Source organism: Nocardia sp. NPDC004711, assembly GCF_053601595.1.
Genome location: NZ_JBSGCB010000002.1, coordinates 127214 through 144893, shown reverse-complemented (window position 1 = coordinate 144893; position 17680 = coordinate 127214). Strand labels below are relative to the sequence as shown.

Annotated in this window: 12 protein-coding genes; 8 read left to right on the top strand and 4 right to left on the bottom strand. The window is 69.0% G+C overall.

Annotation, left to right across the window (positions count from 1 at the left end; all coding sequences use genetic code 11):
- The first annotated feature begins 96 nt into the window (after positions 1 to 96).
- A complete protein-coding gene (locus tag ACWEKS_RS02210) occupies positions 97 to 1536 on the top strand; it encodes a metallopeptidase (protein ID WP_452338528.1) in 1440 nt (479 codons plus the stop codon).
- A 167-nt stretch (positions 1537 to 1703) separates the two neighbouring features.
- Here ACWEKS_RS02210 and ACWEKS_RS02205 read toward each other — a convergent pair whose 3' ends face one another.
- Positions 1704 to 3047, bottom strand: a complete 1344-nt coding sequence (locus ACWEKS_RS02205; protein WP_452338400.1) for an FHA domain-containing protein — start codon at positions 3045 to 3047, stop codon at positions 1704 to 1706.
- Between the two features lie 278 nt (positions 3048 to 3325).
- Here ACWEKS_RS02205 and ACWEKS_RS02200 point away from each other — a divergent pair, with 278 nt between their 5' ends.
- The 5 genes from ACWEKS_RS02200 (at position 3326) to ACWEKS_RS02180 (ending at position 8191) form a co-directional block, all read left to right on the top strand.
- The gene (locus ACWEKS_RS02200) at positions 3326 to 4906 is read left to right on the top strand and encodes a serine/threonine-protein kinase (protein WP_452338399.1); all 1581 of its coding nucleotides are present in this window, start codon (positions 3326 to 3328) and stop codon (positions 4904 to 4906) included.
- 49 nt (positions 4907 to 4955) lie between these two features.
- Complete coding sequence (locus ACWEKS_RS02195; RefSeq protein ID WP_452338398.1) at positions 4956 to 6182, top strand: DUF7373 family lipoprotein; 1227 nt, start codon at positions 4956 to 4958, stop codon at positions 6180 to 6182.
- A 37-nt stretch (positions 6183 to 6219) separates the two neighbouring features.
- A complete protein-coding gene (locus tag ACWEKS_RS02190; protein ID WP_452338397.1) occupies positions 6220 to 7422 on the top strand; it encodes a DUF7373 family lipoprotein in 1203 nt (400 codons plus the stop codon).
- A gap of 99 nt (positions 7423 to 7521) precedes the next feature.
- The gene (locus ACWEKS_RS02185; protein WP_452338396.1) at positions 7522 to 7839 is read left to right on the top strand and encodes a WXG100 family type VII secretion target; all 318 of its coding nucleotides are present in this window, start codon (positions 7522 to 7524) and stop codon (positions 7837 to 7839) included.
- Positions 7840 to 7888: 49 nt separating this feature from the next.
- The gene (locus ACWEKS_RS02180) at positions 7889 to 8191 is read left to right on the top strand and encodes a WXG100 family type VII secretion target (protein WP_354830360.1); all 303 of its coding nucleotides are present in this window, start codon (positions 7889 to 7891) and stop codon (positions 8189 to 8191) included.
- Positions 8192 to 8317: 126 nt separating this feature from the next.
- Here ACWEKS_RS02180 and ACWEKS_RS02175 read toward each other — a convergent pair whose 3' ends face one another.
- Entirely contained in the window at positions 8318 to 8857 is a 540-nt protein-coding gene (locus tag ACWEKS_RS02175; RefSeq protein WP_452338395.1) for a hypothetical protein, read from the bottom strand.
- A gap of 115 nt (positions 8858 to 8972) precedes the next feature.
- The gene (gene eccCa / locus ACWEKS_RS02170; RefSeq protein WP_452338394.1) at positions 8973 to 13028 is read right to left on the bottom strand and encodes a type VII secretion protein EccCa; all 4056 of its coding nucleotides are present in this window, start codon (positions 13026 to 13028) and stop codon (positions 8973 to 8975) included.
- 79 nt (positions 13029 to 13107) lie between these two features.
- Here eccCa and eccD point away from each other — a divergent pair, with 79 nt between their 5' ends.
- Both eccD and mycP read left to right on the top strand, forming a co-directional pair.
- Positions 13108 to 14568: a type VII secretion integral membrane protein EccD gene (eccD, locus tag ACWEKS_RS02165; protein WP_452338393.1), complete on the top strand. Its 1461-nt coding sequence runs from the start codon at positions 13108 to 13110 to the stop codon at positions 14566 to 14568.
- A 12-nt stretch (positions 14569 to 14580) separates the two neighbouring features.
- On the top strand, positions 14581 to 16050 hold the full coding sequence (gene mycP / locus ACWEKS_RS02160) for a type VII secretion-associated serine protease mycosin (RefSeq protein ID WP_452338392.1): 1470 nt from the start codon (positions 14581 to 14583) through the stop codon (positions 16048 to 16050).
- Positions 16051 to 16069: 19 nt separating this feature from the next.
- Here mycP and eccB read toward each other — a convergent pair whose 3' ends face one another.
- Positions 16070 to 17557: a type VII secretion protein EccB gene (gene eccB / locus ACWEKS_RS02155; protein ID WP_452338391.1), complete on the bottom strand. Its 1488-nt coding sequence runs from the start codon at positions 17555 to 17557 to the stop codon at positions 16070 to 16072.
- Between the last annotated feature and the right edge of the window lie 123 nt (positions 17558 to 17680).

Here is a 17680-nt window from a genome sequence, read left to right as displayed (position 1 = left end):
AGGCCCGATAACGGGACAGACATCGAATCAGCCTGCGAGGGAGTGCACGTGGCGAGACGCCAGGGGGAGGCGGTGCGCACGCGCCGGTCCGGGGGGATTCGCCGCGTGGTCGTGGTGGCGGGGGTACTGGTGCTCGCGGTCGCGCTCTTGTCCGGATGTACACGAACTGTTCACGGTCGGGCGGTTTCCATCTACGACGACCCGTTCAAGGTGGCCGGTCTGCCCACCACCAGCGGCCCCAGCGGTCCGCGCGCGGGCGCCCCGGATTCGACGCTGACCGCGCAGGATTCCGACGGCGGCCAGGTCGACCACCTGGTTCTCAACGCGCTCGACGATATCCAGACCTACTGGCGGGGCGAGTTCCCGCTGGAGTTCAGCGGCGCCTTCAGCCCGGTCGGCAAGTTCATCTCGTGGAGCGCGAAGACGCCGCGCTCGCAGGCCGGGCAGTTCTGCGGGGAGTCGAGCTACCGGCTCGTCAATGCCGCCTACTGCCGCCTGGACGGATCCGTCGGCTGGGATCGCGGGGTGCTGCTGCCCGCGGTGGCCGACGAGTTCGGGAAGATGTCGGTGGTGATGGTGCTGGCCCACGAGTACGGGCACGCCATCCAGGAGATGGCCAAGCTCGTCGGCCGCCGCACCCCGACCATCGTCAAGGAGCAGCAGGCGGACTGCTTCGCGGGGGCGTTCATCCGGAATGTGGCCGAGGGGAAGGCCAAGCACTTCACCATCAACACCTCCGACGGGTTGAACGCGGTGCTGGCCGCCACCGTCGCCTTCCGCGACGCGGACCCGGACGATCCGCAGAACGTGCACGGTTCGGCGTTCGAGCGGGTGACCGCGGTGCAGATCGGTTTCACCGACGGGCCCAAGGGCTGCAAGGCCATCGACCAGAACGAGATCGACCGCCGCCGCGGCGATCTGCCGCAGACCCTGGGCAACGACTCCGGGCACGGCCAGTCCGACGTGAACAAGGCCAACCTCCAGGAGCTGGCCAAGGCCATGGCCGCCATCATGCCGATCGCGGACGAGCCCAAGTACGGCTACGACTCGGCAAAACTGAACTGCCGCAACGGCGCCGACACCGTCCCGGTCACCTACTGCCCCGCCACCAACCTGATCGGCACCGACGTGCCCGCGCTGCACGATCGCGGCGTCTCCAACGCCGACGACCAGGACGCCCTGCCCGCCGATGTGACCGGCGATTTCACCGCCTACATCGTCTTCATCTCGCGCTACACCCTGGCCGTGCAGCATGCCGCGGGACTGCCGCTGAAGGGGGCGAAGACCGGCCTGCGCGCGGCCTGCCTGTCGGGCGTGATCTCCGGAAAGCTGGCCGACCCCAACCGAAGCAAGTCCCAGGGCGACATCTCGCTGTCGGCGGGCGATCTCGACGAGGCGGTCTCCGGCCTGCTCTCCGACGGCCTGGCCGCCAGCGACACCGACGGCAAGACGGTACCCAGCGGCTTCTCCCGAGTCGACGCCTTCCGCGCCGGTGTCCTCGGCACCCAGGACACCTGCTACTCCCGTTACACATAGCCGCCTCCCCGCGACTGCCGCTCCGCCTCCCCGCGCGGCGGACGGCTGAGTGCCGTGGACGGTCACGCACCCGTGCCGGCGGTCGGTTGTCGAACCGATTTTGGGCGTACCCGGGGAGTTACCCGGACGGCGCGAAATCAGTTGTCACGGTCTGATCCGAAAACTCATCATCCGAACGGCGGGGGCGCAACTGGCTCCAGCCGCAGCACCCGGTTGCCGAGCATGATTTCGGTGCCGGCGGCGAGGGTGAAGGGCTGATTCGGTTGCAGCCGAATCCAATCCCGGTAGCCCTGCGGGCGGACCCGGCTGCCGTTGGTGGAGCCGTGGTCGACGAGGGTGATGTCCCAGTTCACCAGGCGGATCTCGGCGTGGACGCGGGACATGCCGCCGGAGTTGTCGTCGATTCGCAAGGGCAGCAGGCCCGCTCGCACCGGATCGGAGTGCTCGGGGTCGCGGCCGACCACGGCATCGGCGGCCACCATGTAGGTCATGCCGTCGTCGAGCACCAGCATGCCCAGCGGCGGCCGGATCACCTCGGCGGGCTGCTGGGTCTGATCCACGGGCATGCCGCACACGGTGCAGAAGGCCGCCCGCGGATCGCTGGGATGCGCACGTGCGCACTTGAATCCGAGCACCTTCACGGTGAGCGCGGTGGCCTTGGCGGTGGCCTCCAGGCGGCGCTGCAGGTCCGGGTCGGGTTTGGGCGCGGGGTTGGTGCCGTTCGCCTCCCGGGCGCCGCCCATCTCGGTCGGCGCGCGGTGCAGGTCGATGCCCTCGGTGTCCGGATCATCCTGGGCGGGTCCGGGTTCCGGGTCCAGGCTCGCCGGAATGCGACTGGAGGTGCGGGTCGGAATCAGGTTGGGGTCCAGGGGAAGCGCTTCCGGCTGCGGATCCCGCTCCGCGTCGAACGCCGCGGTCGGCGGCGGCGGTTCCACGACCCGATGCCGCGCCCCGCCCGGGCGCCCGGGCCGTCGCGATACCACCGGCCCGCCCTCGAACCACACCACCGCGCCCCCCGCCGGCGCGAGACCCTCGATGAGCGAACCGATTCCGCGCCCGGGCAGCTCCGGCGGCCGGCTACCGTCGATGAACAGGGCGGCTGCCCGCGCGGGCCGTTCGGCCACCCGGTCCACGGTGAAGGCGGCATCACTGCCGCGGTAGTACTCGACCGCGGACCCGGCCAGCAGCGCCGTCACCGATCCGTGCAGGAAGATCGCCAGGCCACCGGTGTCGGCGGCGGTCAGAATGCCGAATTCGATGGGCGCGCCGGGCGAAATGCGCTCGGCCTCCTTCATCAGCCAGCGGGTGGCGTGCCGCGCGACCAGCCGGCCCGGCCCGTCCGGGGCCTGATCCGTCGCGTCCGCGACCAGTTCGCCCAGTGCCCGCGCCGCCACCACGGCGCGCGATCCGGGCGTGAGCGCCCCCGGCTCCCGATGCGCCACCAGGATGACCGCACCCGCCACCCGGCTCACCACATGGCCGCCCGCGACCACCTCGACCTGCCGATCCATCAAGGGAACCGACCCCCGAGGAGCACGTCAGAGGAGTTGTTCGACACAGCCCCAGGTTACGTGCCGCCCCCGGACCACCCGCTCGCCCATCCCCGGTCCATTCGACTGACGAGTCTTCGTATGCCAAAGTGACCGATGATCTCGTACCGATGGGGGTAACTCCCCGGGTACGTCCGAAATCGGTGCGGCACCGGGCCGCCGGCACCGGTGCACTACGGCCCACGGTTCTCAGCCGCCCGCCGCGCGGGGAGGCGGAGCGGCAGTCACGGGGAGGCGGAATGGCGATGAGTCCAGGCACCATCGTCGGCGGGTATCGGATCGTCCGCGTGCTCGGCTCCGGCGGCATGGGCACGGTTTACCTGGCCAAACATCCCGAACTGCCGCGCATGGACGCGCTCAAGGTGCTCTCCTCCGATCTGACCGCCAACGACGAGTTCCGCGGCCGCTTCGAACGCGAGGCGAATGTGGTTGCGGGCATGGACCACCCGAATATCGTCTCGGTCCACAATCGCGGCGAGGAGAACGGCCGGCTGTGGATCGCCATGCAGTATGTCGAGGGCACCGACGCCTCGGCCGAGCTCAAGCGTGATCCGGCCGCGGTGCCGCCGCTGCGTGCGCTGTCCATCGTCACCCAGATCGGCCGCGGCCTGGACTACGCGCACCGCCGCGGCCTGCTGCACCGCGATGTGAAGCCCGCCAACTTCCTGCTCTCCAGCGTCGACGGCGAGGACGAGCGCGCCCTGCTCGCCGACTTCGGCGTCGCCAAGTCGACCGAGGACACCACCGAGCTCACCCAGACCGGCAGCTTCGTGGCCACCATCGCCTACGCGCCGCCGGAACAGCTCTCCGGCCGGCCGCTGGACCACCGCGCCGACATCTACAGCCTCGGCTGCTCCTTCTTCAAGCTGCTGACCGGCCGGAACCCTTATCCCGCAACGCAACCGGCGCTGGTCATGATGGGCCACCTGCACGAGCCGCCGCCGCGCGCCACCGACGTCGACCCGCACCTGCCCGCGACGCTGGACGAGGTCTTCGCGCGGGTCATGGCGAAGAACCCGGCCGAGCGTTTCAACTCCTGCCGCGAGTTCACCGACGCCGCCACGGCCGCACTGATGCCCGGCTACAACCCGGTGTCGACCACCACCTCGCCGACCTATCCGATCCAGGTCGCACCGCCGAGCATGCCACTGTCCGGCGGCGAAACCACAGGCGGCATACCGCTTTCCGCGTCCGAGCCGACCGAGACCGGGCCGGCCCCGCGGAACCGCAACCGGCTCTACATCGGGATCGGCGCGGCGGTGGTGGCGGTCGCGCTGGCCGTGGGCATCGCGATCGTGGCCGTCGGCGGCGAGACCAACTCCGCCACACCGGCTTCCAGCGCCGGAGCCTCGGCAACCACCACGGTGGATCCCAATCTGAGCCCGGTGGACAAGGCGCGCAAGGACAATCCCGCCTTCGCGGGCAAGACCGTCACCATGGTCGACGTGACCGGTGCGCAGTTCAACACCAAATACAGCATCTACCTGGCCGGCACCCCGCAGGCGAAGTTCCTGGAGAGCCTCGGCTTCGTCTACAACAACGAGTACCAGCCCAAGGGCGAGGAAACCTCTCCCCGCCCCTCCGATGGCTACGGGTCGCTGACCGTGCCCGACGATTCCTACATCATCGCGGTGCGCAGCGACGAAAAGGCCGGTGGCGGTGGGCTGCTCGGCCTGCCGAGCGAGATCACCAGCTCGCGCGCCATCGTCGTCCCGCTCGACGATCCGGCCGCGGTGGCCGCGCTGCGCGGCTGGAGCCCGGATTCCACGCAGACCCTGGTCAACAAGCTGGTTCCGGTGCTGCACAACAGAATCAAGTAGCGGTTACGACCGATAGTTCGTACCGATTGTTGTTGATGGAGGGGGAAGCATGCGCACGGTGAGACGGGCGGCCGTGGCCGTCGCCCTGGTGGTATCGGCGGTGGTGACAGCCGCCTGCGGCTCGGATACCGAAGCGGCGCCCGCCGAACCGGTGATCGACCTGAGCAAGCTCGACACCGGCAGTCTGCCCACCCAGCCCAAGCACTACGACAAGGCGACCGACCCCGACCTGGCGCGCGCCGTGCAGGCCGAGCGGCTGGCCAACTACATTCCCCTGCCGTCCGAGGTGAATCCACAGGTCAGGTTCCCGGCAGCAGCGGTGAACGGCGCTATCCGCCCGTTCATCGATTTCGGTTCGGGCGCCATGAAACTGCGCACCAACGCCAAAGCCGATGCGCTGAAGGCCGCAGCCCCGGGGTTCATTTCGGGCTTCGTCACCACCGGCGACTCCGGCGAACAGGCCACTCTGGCCTACGAGTACTCGAACGTCGTGCTGCTGTTCACCGACGACGCCGCGGCGAGCGCCGCCGCCCGGGCCCTGGGCCAGGCCGATTTCGATGCCGTCCCGGGCAGCCAGCGCTTGCGGATCGACAAGTATCCGGACGCGTTCGTCTACCTCGACACCCAGTACAACTTCAACGCCACCGTCCGATCCTGGTATGCCACAGGCAGATTCGTCCTCTTCACCTACGTCTGGGACGACGTGATGGCCCAGACCGGGGTGAGCGATCCGGCCAAGCTCATTGCCCGGGCGCAGCTCGGCCTCGACGCCATCCCGCCCGCCCTCGCCAAGTTCCCGGTCATTCCCCAGGACCAGCTGACCGAACAGCCGGTCGATATGGACGGAGTACTCGGGCGCACGCTGCCGACGGTGTCCGACGATCAATCCGAGCGCGGCATTCCGGGCGTCTACGACCGACACGGCGGACTGCAACTGTTCCCCGGCGACGACAACGCGGCACTGTTCGACAAGGCGGGTGTCGACCGGGTGGCGTTCAACGGCGGCACCGTCTTCCGCGCCCGCGACGCCGTGGGCGCCGATGCGATCGTCGCCGCGCGCAGCGAGACCTCACGCACCTTCCGGCCGGCCGAATCTCCGGCGAACCTGCCGAATGCCCAGTGCCGCAAGTACACCGGTCCCGATAAGTTGGCGATCTCCCATTACTGCTACGTCAGGCGCGGTCGCTTCGCCGCCGAGGTTTCGGCGAACCAGCTCCTCGATGCCCAGCAGCGCATCTCGGCGCAGTACGCCCTGCTGGTCAACGCGGAACACTGAGGGGGAACGGAAAACCATGCTCTCGCACAAACTTCGAGTGACCGCCCTGCTCACGCTGACCGTCGCCGCGGTGGCGGGGTGTGGCCCGACCGTCCAGGGCAGCGCCCGTCCCGGGGAAATCGACGTCCGCACGCTGGATGTCGGAAGGTACTCCACCGATCCGCTGGAGTTGCGCTACGAGTACTCCCCCGACATGACCAAGGGTTTCGAACTGGCCGAGCAGCGACTGGCCGACCACGTGGTCAATGCCGCGGACGTCGATCCGGAATTCAAGTACAGCACCGGCGTTCAGCCTTTCAAGGATTCGGACGGCGCGACCGCCGTACTGGCCAAGGTCACCGCGCCCATCCTCGACGCCGCCAAGATGATGTTCGGCGTCGCGGTGGGGCACAGCGTGAAACAGCCGGACAAGTACGGCAAGACCCCCGACGACAGCGCGTTCACCACGGTGACGGTGATGCAATTCCCCGATGCCGCGGCAGCATCGAAGGCCGCCGCAGACTTGGAGAATGCCGATTTCGGAGTGGCGGCCGAGGTGAATCAGCACGTGTCGCTCTCGAAATACCCTGATGCCCACAGCCATTGGCGTCCCGGTGTGGCCAGTATCGGGTCGACGCTGGCGCACGGCAGCTATGTCGTGGACACCTATCTCGGGGTGAACGAGCCGGACCTGTCGAAATTGACGGACCTCGCCGAAAAGGTCTACGACGCCCAACTGCCACTACTGGATTCGCTGCCGCCCCTGGACCGCGAGGGCGTCCTGCGGATGCCCTTCGACGCGGACGGCATGCTGCGACGGACTCTTGCCACACAGGTCTATCTCGCACCCGACTTCGCCAACCAGGCGGTCGCCGAACCGCGTGGATTCCTGAATCGGGTGAGGGACCAGGACTTCTGGGGGCGGCTGGTCGCCGACAGCGGCATGGATCGATTCACCACCTCCGGTGCGTCCTACGACGGCGTCAGCATGCTCTTCCGCGCGCGGGACGCGCAGGCCGCCGAGCGGCTGTCCGGGGCCATTCTCGCGCACGGCTATTCCGCCGTCGCGGACGCGCCCGCCGGGGTGCCGAACGCGAAATGCGGAGAGACCAGCGACCAGAACCGGAACAGTGGTGCCAAGCGCTTCCGGTGCATGGTCAGCTACCGCCGCTACACGGGTGCGGTCGAGTCGAATCAGCTCGCCGACGCCCATCAGCGGGCGGCCGCCCAGTACGCCTTGCTGGCGAACAGCACCTGGTAGCCGGTTCGGTGGCGAGCTGAGCCGGGTGGAACCGGCGGGTCGTGACCTACGTCCAATAGCACTGAGAGGTCGTCCGCCCGCGAATCGAGAGGAGACACCGTGGCCGGTGCATTCGAAGCCAGCAATGAGCTCATTCAGGCCAAGGCCCAGGAGTTCCAGCAGACACACGACATGCTGATGCATGCCATCGCCGATCTGAAGCGCGATGAGGACAGCATGGTCGCCGGTGCGAACTGGAGGGGCGGCGCGGCCGACGCCTTCAATGCGTTCATGCAGCGGTACTACTTCCAGGCCGACAAGCTGGTGCACACCGCCGAGACCCTGATCAAGGTCGGCTCCAACTACGAAGAGCACGACAAGGATTACGAATCCAAGGTCAACGCGCAGATCTCCAGCCTGGACCTCCCGGCTGTCTAGCCGATTCGGTCTCCCCCCTCTATTCGGACCAGTGGCAAAGGAATTCACCATGGCAGCAGTAGACGGCCGGATCATCTCGGCCCATTTCGAGGGCGTCGCCGACGGCGCGAACTCGATCATCCGCCGCGCGGAGGTCATCCGCGACCAACTCGAGGCCTTCCACCGCAGCGTGGAGGAGTTCGTCCAGAACAACTGGAAGGGTGACGCCAACGACGCGTTCGCCGACCTCCAGCGCACGTGGAACCAGCACGTCCTCCAGCTCAACACCACCCTCAACGGCGCGGCCACCCTGGTCCGCACCGGCAACGCCGAACTCCAGGCCAAGGACACCGCCCTGGCCGGCCTGTTCTGACCCGCCTGCTGATTTCCGGTTGTGGAACCCGGCAGTCGGCCCGCGCAACGGGCCGCCTGCCGGGTTCCACCGTGTGCCATCCGAACGCATTCACGCTGGGGTTCTGAAACTGAAAAGGCCTTTCCCTCAGAACCTTTGGGCCGACTCGCTGTCATGGCGCTCAGAACTGTCGAACCAGGAACGTTCCACCACTCGGGTGAGTGCAGACAAGTCGCCCGATTCGAATTCCTCGAGCGCGTCGAGAATGCCCGGCTGCACGATCAGAGTGCTGTGATATTCGGGTTCCGCGAGATTCGGCGTCAGTCGAGTCGCCTGCAAAGAGGGGTTCGCGCTGTACTCGTCCGGATCCGGTGCGTCGCCGCCTTTGAGGCGAGCGTGAATCTCCTCGTAAACGAGATCGGGTGGCAGCGGAGCCGTATTCAGCTCGGGATACTCGGCTTGGTAGTCGGCCAGCCGTTTCGGAAATCTATAGTGGACCCAACGGTAGTCGAGGTCGACTTTGATGAGTTCGATCAGCAGAATTCGACGATATCCACCGCTCTCCCCGAGGAATGCGTGTGGATCCGGCGGCGCACCCCGCTCCCTCCAAGCGGAAGCGAATCGGTCGATGACCCCCGCTATCAACAGTGCGGCGTTTTCCGGACTGTCGCAGCCGACGTTTATCACGTTGTGCGGACCATAGCGATGGAACCACCTCGTGTTCAACGAGTAACCAATTCAAGTTATCAAACGACGACGCCGGTGGTTGAGGGCCGCCGGTGGTGTCTCGGGCAGCTCGCGGTCACAGCTCGGCCGCGGGCAGCCAGGCGGTTTGGATCAGGTCCTCGCTTGCGCGGGTGCCGTAGGTGCCGCGGCCCGGGGGCAGGACGGAGGGGCGGGTGTCGCCGAAGAGGGTGCCCTCGTCGCGGCTGCAGCTCATGATCAGGGATGCGGAGTTGAGTTCCTTGAGGCGGTTGAGGGTGGCCTCGTACATGGCACGGCCCGCGCCGCCGGAGCGGCGGGCCAGGATCAGGTGGAAGCCGAGGTCGCGGGCGTGGGCCAGGTGGTCGACCAGGGCGTGCAGCGGGTTGCCGCCGGCAGTGGCCACCAGGTCGTAGTCGTCGACGACGACGTAGAGTTCCGGGCCGCGCCACCAGGACCGATCCTTGAGCTGCTGCGGGGTCACCTCGGGGCCGGGCATGCGCTGGGTGACGTACGCGGCCAGGTCGGCCATGTTCCGGGTGAACTGCGGGGCGGTGGTGCCGTAGCCGGCGAGATGGCCCTGGGGCACGGTGCCGAGCATGGTCCGGCGGTAGTCGCCCATGATGATGCGCGCCTGATCGGTGGTATTGGACGCGCAGATGGACTGCACCAGCGCGCGCAGCAGGGTGGTCTTGCCGCACTCGGAATCGCCGATGACGACGAAATGCTGGCTCGCCGCCAGATCCAGATACACCGGGGCCAGCCCGGATTCATTGATGCCGAGCGGAAAGCGCAGGCACGGCTGGGTGCTATCCGCCTCGGCGGGCCAGTCCCCCGCCAGCCGCAGCAGTTCCGTGCGCGGCAGCCGGTCGGGCAGCATGCGCACCGCCGGTGCCCGACGTCCCGGGGTGAACTGGGCGATGCCCGAAACAGCGTGCGCCACACCGGTTCCCAGCGTCGCCGGATCCGGGTCGCCGTCCACGCGCGGCAGCGCGGTCAGCATGTGCAGCCCGTCGGCGGTCATGCCGCGGCCCGGGCGGCCCATGGGCACCAGCGCCGCGAACTTGCGCCCCAGATCGGAGTCCATGGGATCGCCGAGCCGCAGTTCGACGCGGGTGCCGATCTGATCCTTGAGCGCGGGCCGCGCCTCGGCCCAGCGGTTCATCGACATCACCAGGTGCACGCCGTACGAAAGTCCCTGCACCGCAAGGTTCATGACGGTCTGATCCAGCAGTTCGAACTCCTGCCGGAACGCGCCGTACCCGTCGATCACCAGGAACACATCGCCGAACGGATCCTCGTGCACGCCCGCGGCGGTGGGACCGGTTCCCTGGTCGGTGGCGCGATCACCGGTCCCCGGGTCGGCGCGCAACCGCCGGAACTCGGCCATGGACTCCACGCCGAGCCGCCGGAAGGTGGCCTCGCGGCGGCGCACGATGCCCACCATCTCGGCCACGGTGCGCCGCACCCGGTCCTCCTCCATGCGGCTGGCGACCGCACCCACGTGCGGCAGCCCCGCCAGGCCGACCATGGTGCCGCCACCGAAGTCCAGCAGGTAGAACTGCACCTGTTCGGCGGTGTGCGTCAAGGACATCGCCATGACCAGCGCGCGCAGCGCGGTCGACTTCCCCGACTGCGGACCGCCGACGATCGCCGCATTGCCGCGCGATCCGGACAGGTCCACCACCATGGGGTCGCGGCGCTGATCGTAGGGCCGGTCGACGATGCCGATCGGGGCGCGCAGGGCCGCAATGGGATTCCAGTCCCCGGTGAGTATCGAGCGCGGCAGCAGCTGATCCAGCGTGGATGCCGCGCCGAGCGGCGGCAGCCAGATCTCGTGGGCCGGACGACCGTGCCCGCGCACCCGCGACACCAGCATCTGCAGGTTGGAGATCTGATCCGCGTCGCCGGGGGCCGTCATCGGTTCCGGCCGGTCGGGCAGCGGAATCCGGTCGGCGGCACGGAATTCCACGCGGCCCGCGGTGAACGGGCGTGCGGTCACATCGACGTCGCCGGACCGGGTGGCCACCGCGGCATCGCGCCGCGACCCGCCGCCGACACAAGGTCCGGAGACATAGGCGGACTGGAACCGCTGAATCTCCCCGGAATCGGATTTCAGATAGCCGCCGCCGGGATTGTTGGGCAGGTTGTAGGCATCCGGCACGCCCAGCACCTGCCGGGATTCATTGGCGGAGAACGTCTTCAGGCCGATCCGGTAGGACAGGTGGCTTTCCAGCCCCTTGAGCCGCCCTTCCTCCAGCCGCTGTGAAGCCAGCAGCAGATGCACATGCAGCGAGCGGCCCAGCCGGCCGATCATGGTGAACAGTTCCGCGAAATCCGGATGCTGCGAGAGCAATTCGGAGAACTCGTCGAGCACCACGACCAGCGCGGGCAGCGGATCCAGATCAGCGCCCGCCGCCCGCGCCTTCTCGTACTCGGAGACATTGACGAAATTGCCCGCCGCGCGCAGCAGTTCCTGGCGGCGGTTCATCTCGCCGGCCAGCGCGTCGCGCATCCGGTCGACCAGATCGGCCTCCTCCTCCAGATTGGTGATGATGGCCGCGACATGCGCCACCCCCTCCAGCCCGAGGAAGGTCGCGCCGCCCTTGAAGTCCACCAGCACGAAGTTCAGCTGATCCGGCGAGTGCGTGGCGATGAGCGAAAGTACCAGCGTCCGAAGGAATTCCGACTTACCCGACCCGGTAGCGCCGATGCACAGCCCGTGCGGCCCCACGCCGCCCTCGGCCGCCTCCTTGATGTCGAGCACCACCGGCAGCCCGTCGGCCCCGACACCGAAGGGCACCCGCAGCCGCTCCCGGCCGTAGCGCGGCTTCCACGCCGTCTCGGGGGTGAAGGCGCCGACATCCCCCAGGCCCAGCAGCTGCGACCAGCTCGAGATGACCTCATCCTCCCCGCCGGCGGTCTCGGCTGTGCGCGCGGCGGCGGCCCGATACGGCGCGAGCCGGCGCGCGGCCTGCTCGGCCTCGCGGGCGGTGATGCGGTCGACGACGGCGAAGCGCTCCATCGCTCCGGAGGCTCCGCGCCCGGCGCACTCGCCGTTCTCGACCACCATTTGAATGCCCCGGGAGCCGGCCAGCCGCGGCGCGTACCCGCACAGGTCGATGACCGTCACGCCCTCGAAACCGTGCTCCCGCAGGGGATCTTCCTCGGCGTCGAGTAGTCCGCCGTCCACCACCAGCACGATCTGGGTCAGGTTCGGATCGGGCGGCTGATTGCGGGAGTACCGAACCCGGTTGTGCAGCAGCGGATTCAGATCGGCGTACGCCTCGCGGATGGAGCCGTACACCATGCGCCCGCTGCCGACGCCGTCCTGGGATTCGGGGTGCTGAGCGTGGGGCAGCCACTTGGTCCATTCCCATTCGCGGACGGTGTCCGGTCCGCACACCACGGCGATCAGCACCTGGTCGGGGCCCTGGAACATGGCCAGCTGCAACAGTATGGCGCGGGCCATGTCGCGAGCCTGGGCGCGGTCGCCGGTGAGCTGGACGGCGGCGAAGCCCTTGACGGCGAGGGCGGTGGGCAGATCGGGCACGGTGGAGTGGGTGCGCACGAAGCGCCGCAGCGAGACCGCGGCAATGGGTTCGAGCTCCTCGACGGGCCCAGTTTCCGGGGCGACCAGTCTCGTAGCAAGCCTTTGGTTACCGAGCCCGATGCGGGCGTGACAGAAATCCTTGTCCCCCGGCCGACGCTCCCACATCCGCGTGGTCCCCGCCAGCATCCAGATCAGCCCGGGCTCCGGATGACTCCACTCCACGGCCGCCCGCTGCTGCGCGGCCGTCTCCTCCACATCCCGGCGGACCTGGTCGAGATAGCGCAGATAGTCCTTGCGATCCTCGTCGGCCTCGGCCGCCTTCTGCCCCTTGCCACCTTGCCCCGCATACATCCCGACCATGGAGAACACCATCATCATCGGGAACATCAGGCTCATCGGATTGGCGGCGAGACCGCTCCCGGAGGTGATCATGAGCGCGACCATTCCGAGCATGCCCACGCCCATCACCACCGGCATGAGCTTGGTGAAGAGATTGGCCGGAACCGTTCGCGGAATCTCCGGCGGCGGTTGCAGGGTCACCTCGCCGCCGGGTGAGCGGGGCATCACCCGGCGCGGTGGGCGCTGGAACCGTACGGTGCTCATCGCGGAAAGTCCCCCACGAATTCGAATTGAATTGCGGCTCAGTGTACGAACGGCAACCATCATGCCGTACAGTGCGGGCGTGGCGCAGTCGCGGACCGATCACCTCGAGGAACTCCACGGCACGGTCCGCGCGCCCGATCTGGCGCGAGTCACCATTCTGGCCAAGCACACTCAGGTCGACATGGCCATTCCCGTCGATGTGCCGGTGGCACTGGTCATCCCGAGCGTGGTCGACATGGTCGATCAGCACAATCGCGTCAATGACTTCGACCACGACGTCGAACCGTTCGAGCCGCACGAGTGGGTGCTGGCCCGTGTCGGGCAGCCGCCCTTCTCCAACTCCCTGAGCCTGGCCGAGCAGGGCGTGCGCGACGGGGAACTGCTCATGCTGGAGAGCGCCGAAAACCTCGCGCCCGCACCGCTTTTCGACGACATCATGGACAACGTCGCCATCGCCGACGCCGACCACTTCCACGGCTGGACGCCGCACACGGCCCGGCTGACCGGATCGGCGCTGGCGGTGGCCATCATGCTGACCGGCTGCTTCGGCCTGCTGGCCGCGCCCGCTGCCTTTCCCTGCTGGGTGAGCGCGATCGTGGTCACCGTCGTCACCCTGCTGCTGGTCACCGCGAGCACGGTGCTCAGCCGCATGTACCGCGACCGCGCGAGCGCGCTGGTGCTGGGCGGCTGCGCACTGCCCACCGCCTTCAGCGCGGGCCTGCTGTTCGTGCCGAGCCACTACGGCTGGGCCAACGCGTTATTGGGCGCGGTCCTGACCGGGGCCACCGCGATGCTGGCCTGGCGGGTGAGCGGCGTGGGGCTGGGCCTGTTCATCGGCGCGACCGCGCTGGCGGTCTTCGTCATCCCCGCGACGCTGGCGGGCCTGCTGACGGATCTGCCCGTGCACGCCATCGGCGCCGGCGCGGCGGCGCTGGGCCTGGCCGGATTATCCCTGGCCCCAAGGCTTTCCATGCTGCTGGCCAAGCTCCCGCTGCCACCCGTCCCCGCACCCGGCACCCCGATCGACCCCACCGAGGACGACCCCGACGACCATCGCGCCCTGCCCACCATGGAGGTCTTGCGCGCGAAATCCGAACGGGCGCGCGACTATCTGGCCGGATTGGTCGCGGCGACCACCGCGGTGGTGGTCGCCGGGGCGGTCGCCGCCGTGAATCCGAGCGCCGGCACCCTGTACTGGCCGGGCCTGGCCTTCGCGCTGGTGTGCGCCGTGGTGCTGATGTTCCGCAGCCGCACCTATGCGGGCGCGGAACAAGCCGTGGTCCTGATCGCGGGCGGCGCCACCATCGTGCTGCTGGTGCTCCTGGGCGCGGCCCGCACCCAGCGACAGCCACTCACGATTTTCGGTGTGGCACTGGTGCTCTTCACCGCGGCGCTGGTCCTGGGCATCATCGTGCCCCGCTGGCAGGCGACCCCGCCCGTGCGGCGGGCGGTGGAACTGCTCGAGTACGGCTTCGTGGCAGCCGTGGTGCCGCTGGCGTTCTGGGTGACCGATCTCTACGCCCTCGTACGCGGACTGTGATCGTCGGCGGCCATGCCCGATAGAGCACTGAGCGCCAACCGTTCCCGAGATCGCGCGGCGGCTCCCGGCGTGCGGGGATTGCGGGTCGCGGCGGCCTCAGCGGTCCTGGCGCTCGGTGCGGCAGTCGGAACGGGAGCTGGGCCGGGCGTCGCGTTCGCGGACCGGCCGCCGCCCATCGACGCGGGCCTGCTGCCTCCCGGCGGTCCGGCCGTGCCGCCGACCGAGACCGAACACCCCGCGAACTCGCCGTGCTCCAGCACCCAGGCCGGCGGTGGCGGGCCGACCATTCCGCCCACCCAGCGCACCCTCGACCTCCCCGATGCGTGGCAATTCTCGCGGGGCGCAGGGCAATTGGTGGCAGTCATCGATACCGGGGTGTCCCCGCACCCGCGGCTGCCCGGCCTGATTCCCGGCGGCGACTACGTGGCCGCGGGTGGCGACGGCACCGAGGACTGCGACGCCCACGGCACCATTGTGGCGGGCCTGATCGCCGCTGCCGAGGTCGGCGGCCAGGGCTTCGCCGGGGTCGCGCCCGAGGCGCGGATCATGACCATCCGCCAGACCAGCGCGCTGTACCAAACCAAGGGCGCGGGCCGGGAGAAGGGCCCCGACGACATGCCCGACGGCTACGGCAAGATCTCCGCGCTCGCCGCGGCGGTGCGCCGGGCCGCCGACGCGGGCGCGCGGGTCGTCAATATCTCCCTGGTCGCCTGCCCGACCACCGCGCCCGCCGGCGCGGAAATGGGCGCGCTCGGCGCGGCGGTGCAGTACGCGGCCGTCGAGAAGGACGTGGTCATCGTGGCTTCGGCGGGCAATACCGATACCTGTAAGGCGAGCAATCCGGGCCTGGATCCCCTGCACCCTGCCGACGATCCGTGGGATCACATCACGTCGTATGTGGTGCCGGCCTGGTGGGACGCCTACGTGCTGTCGGTCGGCTCGGTGGACGCCTTCGGTCAGCCGTCGAAGTTCACCGTTCCCGGGCCGTGGGTGGGGGTGGCCGCGCCGGGCGAGAACATCGTCTCGCTGGATCCCCGCGACACCGGGCTCACCACGGCCAAGGTGACCAATCAGGGCCAGGTCGTCCCCTACAGCGGAACGAGTTTCGCCGCGCCGCGGGTCTCGGGCGTGGCCGCGCTGGTGCGGGCCCGCTACCCGGATATGCGCGCCGCCGAGGTCATCGAGCGCATCGAGGCCACCGCGCACGCGCCGGGCGAGGGCTGGAATCCGGCCATCGGTTACGGCACAGTCGATCCCGTGGCCGCGCTCACCGCCCAGATGCGAAACAGCCTGCCGCCCAAGCATCCCGCCGGACCACGGAATCAGCAGCTCGCTCTGCCCACGCCGCCGCCCGCACCCGACCGCACACCGCGCAATGTCGCCCTGATCGGCGCCGGCGTCGTCGCGCTGCTGCTGGTGCTCGGCTTTCTGGCCTCGTTCCCGCTGCGCCGCAAGTTCGGCGTGCGCGACACCGACGCCTGACTCGGACCGCCGCCTGAGCTCAGTTCCCGCTCGGCGCTGGGGTTTTCACCGGGTCCCTGGCGGGATTCGGATCGGGCGCGACCCCGTCGTGGGCGACCATGGCCGCTTCCCGGCTGAGAGTCGGTCCGGGCGCGAGCAAGCCGAGTATCTGCCACGGCACCGGTTCCGGCCGCACCCGATCCGGGGCCATGCCCAGTGCTCCGGCGGAATCCGGATTCTTGATCCCGAACCGCACTCCATAGTCGGACACGAAGAACAGGCTGTCGTGGCGCGGGCTGTCCGGCTCGATACCGGTGGACTGCACGTACGCCCCCGAGCCCGGATTCATATAGAAGCTGTCCACATTCGGGCCGCTGCCGTCGGCCTGCGCCAGCGGAACCAGCCTGGCGCGGTCGGGAATCGGGACCGCGTGCCCGGTGAGCACCGCCAGCTCGGCGTGCTTGCTGCCGTCGGAGGTATCGGCGGCACGAACCGGTTTCCACGAGAGGCAGTCGACGGGCTGATCCTTGCCGTCCACCAGGACCGGGGCCCGGTCCGGATACTTCGACACCTGCAGCGCCGAGGAGACCGGCGCGCCGGTGCGGTCGGCCTGCGCGATGTAGTCGTCGGCGGCGCTGGTGCGGTGCGCATTCCGGATGATGTCGGCGGTCAGCGCCGAGACCGGCTGCAGGCCATCGGGCAGCACCACGTAGTACTTGCCGTCGGTCCGCACCTGCACCACATCGCCGATCCGGTGGTCGCCGAGCGGGTAATCCGGTGCGACGCCGGCATTCTCGATACGCGGCGGAACCAGCGGCGGCACTTCGGGAATCGCGTTCAGCAGGCCGTCGCTGATCGGGCGCGGGGTCCGGCCGCGCAGCTCGAGGGCGTCGACCACGGCCCGGTCGTCCAGATCGATCCGGGCGCGCCGATCGTCGTAGATCAGGTAGGTGTGGTCGCGGCCCTGCACCAGCAGCGCCGTGCCGGACGCCATGGGAGATGCCTTGTCCGCCCGGCCCGTATCGCCGGCCAGCACCGAGGTGGTGAGAGAGCGGCTGCCGTCATTGGACAGCACGTCGCACACCGTCCAGCTGCGGCCGTCGCCGCCGGTGAAGTTCAAGGAGGTCGGCGCTCCCGGTATGCCGATCAGCTGCCCGCGCGGCTTCTCGGCCAGCTCGGACTCCCGCACGGTCGCGGGCTTGGCCGCGTCGCCGGCGGCGAGCCGCGCCGAGGCCAGGTTCAGCGCCGGATGGACCACATCGCCGAGCACCACGTAGACCGCGCCGGAGTCCTTGCCGATGAGGATCTTGTTGGACCCGATCCGGTCCTGCGGCCGCAGCAGAGCCAACATTCCGCAACCTGCCAGCGCGACACACCCGAGGATGAGTCCGGTGGCGTATGCCCGCGACTGTGAACGCATGGGATCGTGCAGCATTCGCACATCCCGGCGAACCAGGGCGTGCTCCATGCGACGGACCAGGAAGCGATAGCCGCTCACCTGCCATCGGGTCGTGGGTTTCGAAGGCATTCAAGTCCCCGGCAAGTCGGTGCGTTCGCCGAACACAGTACATTGACAAGGACATTCATTCGCACTCGGCCGCCGCGCGAGCGCACTCGGGCAGCGCGCGCGGCCGATATCGGGGAGCCGGGG

What these genes read in the sequence shown, in the direction of transcription:
- ACWEKS_RS02205 (WP_452338400.1), bottom strand. Translation starts at nt 3,047, where the DNA reads ATGGATCGGCAGGTCGAGGTGGTCGCGGGCGGCCATGTGGTGAGCCGG.
- ACWEKS_RS02200 (WP_452338399.1), top strand. Translation starts at nt 3,326, where the DNA reads ATGGCGATGAGTCCAGGCACCATCGTCGGCGGGTATCGGATCGTCCGC.
- ACWEKS_RS02195 (WP_452338398.1), top strand. Translation starts at nt 4,956, where the DNA reads ATGCGCACGGTGAGACGGGCGGCCGTGGCCGTCGCCCTGGTGGTATCG.
- ACWEKS_RS02180 (WP_354830360.1), top strand. Translation starts at nt 7,889, where the DNA reads ATGGCAGCAGTAGACGGCCGGATCATCTCGGCCCATTTCGAGGGCGTC.
- eccCa (WP_452338394.1), bottom strand. Translation starts at nt 13,028, where the DNA reads ATGAGCACCGTACGGTTCCAGCGCCCACCGCGCCGGGTGATGCCCCGC.
- mycP (WP_452338392.1), top strand. Translation starts at nt 14,581, where the DNA reads ATGCCCGATAGAGCACTGAGCGCCAACCGTTCCCGAGATCGCGCGGCG.
- eccB (WP_452338391.1), bottom strand. Translation starts at nt 17,557, where the DNA reads ATGCCTTCGAAACCCACGACCCGATGGCAGGTGAGCGGCTATCGCTTC.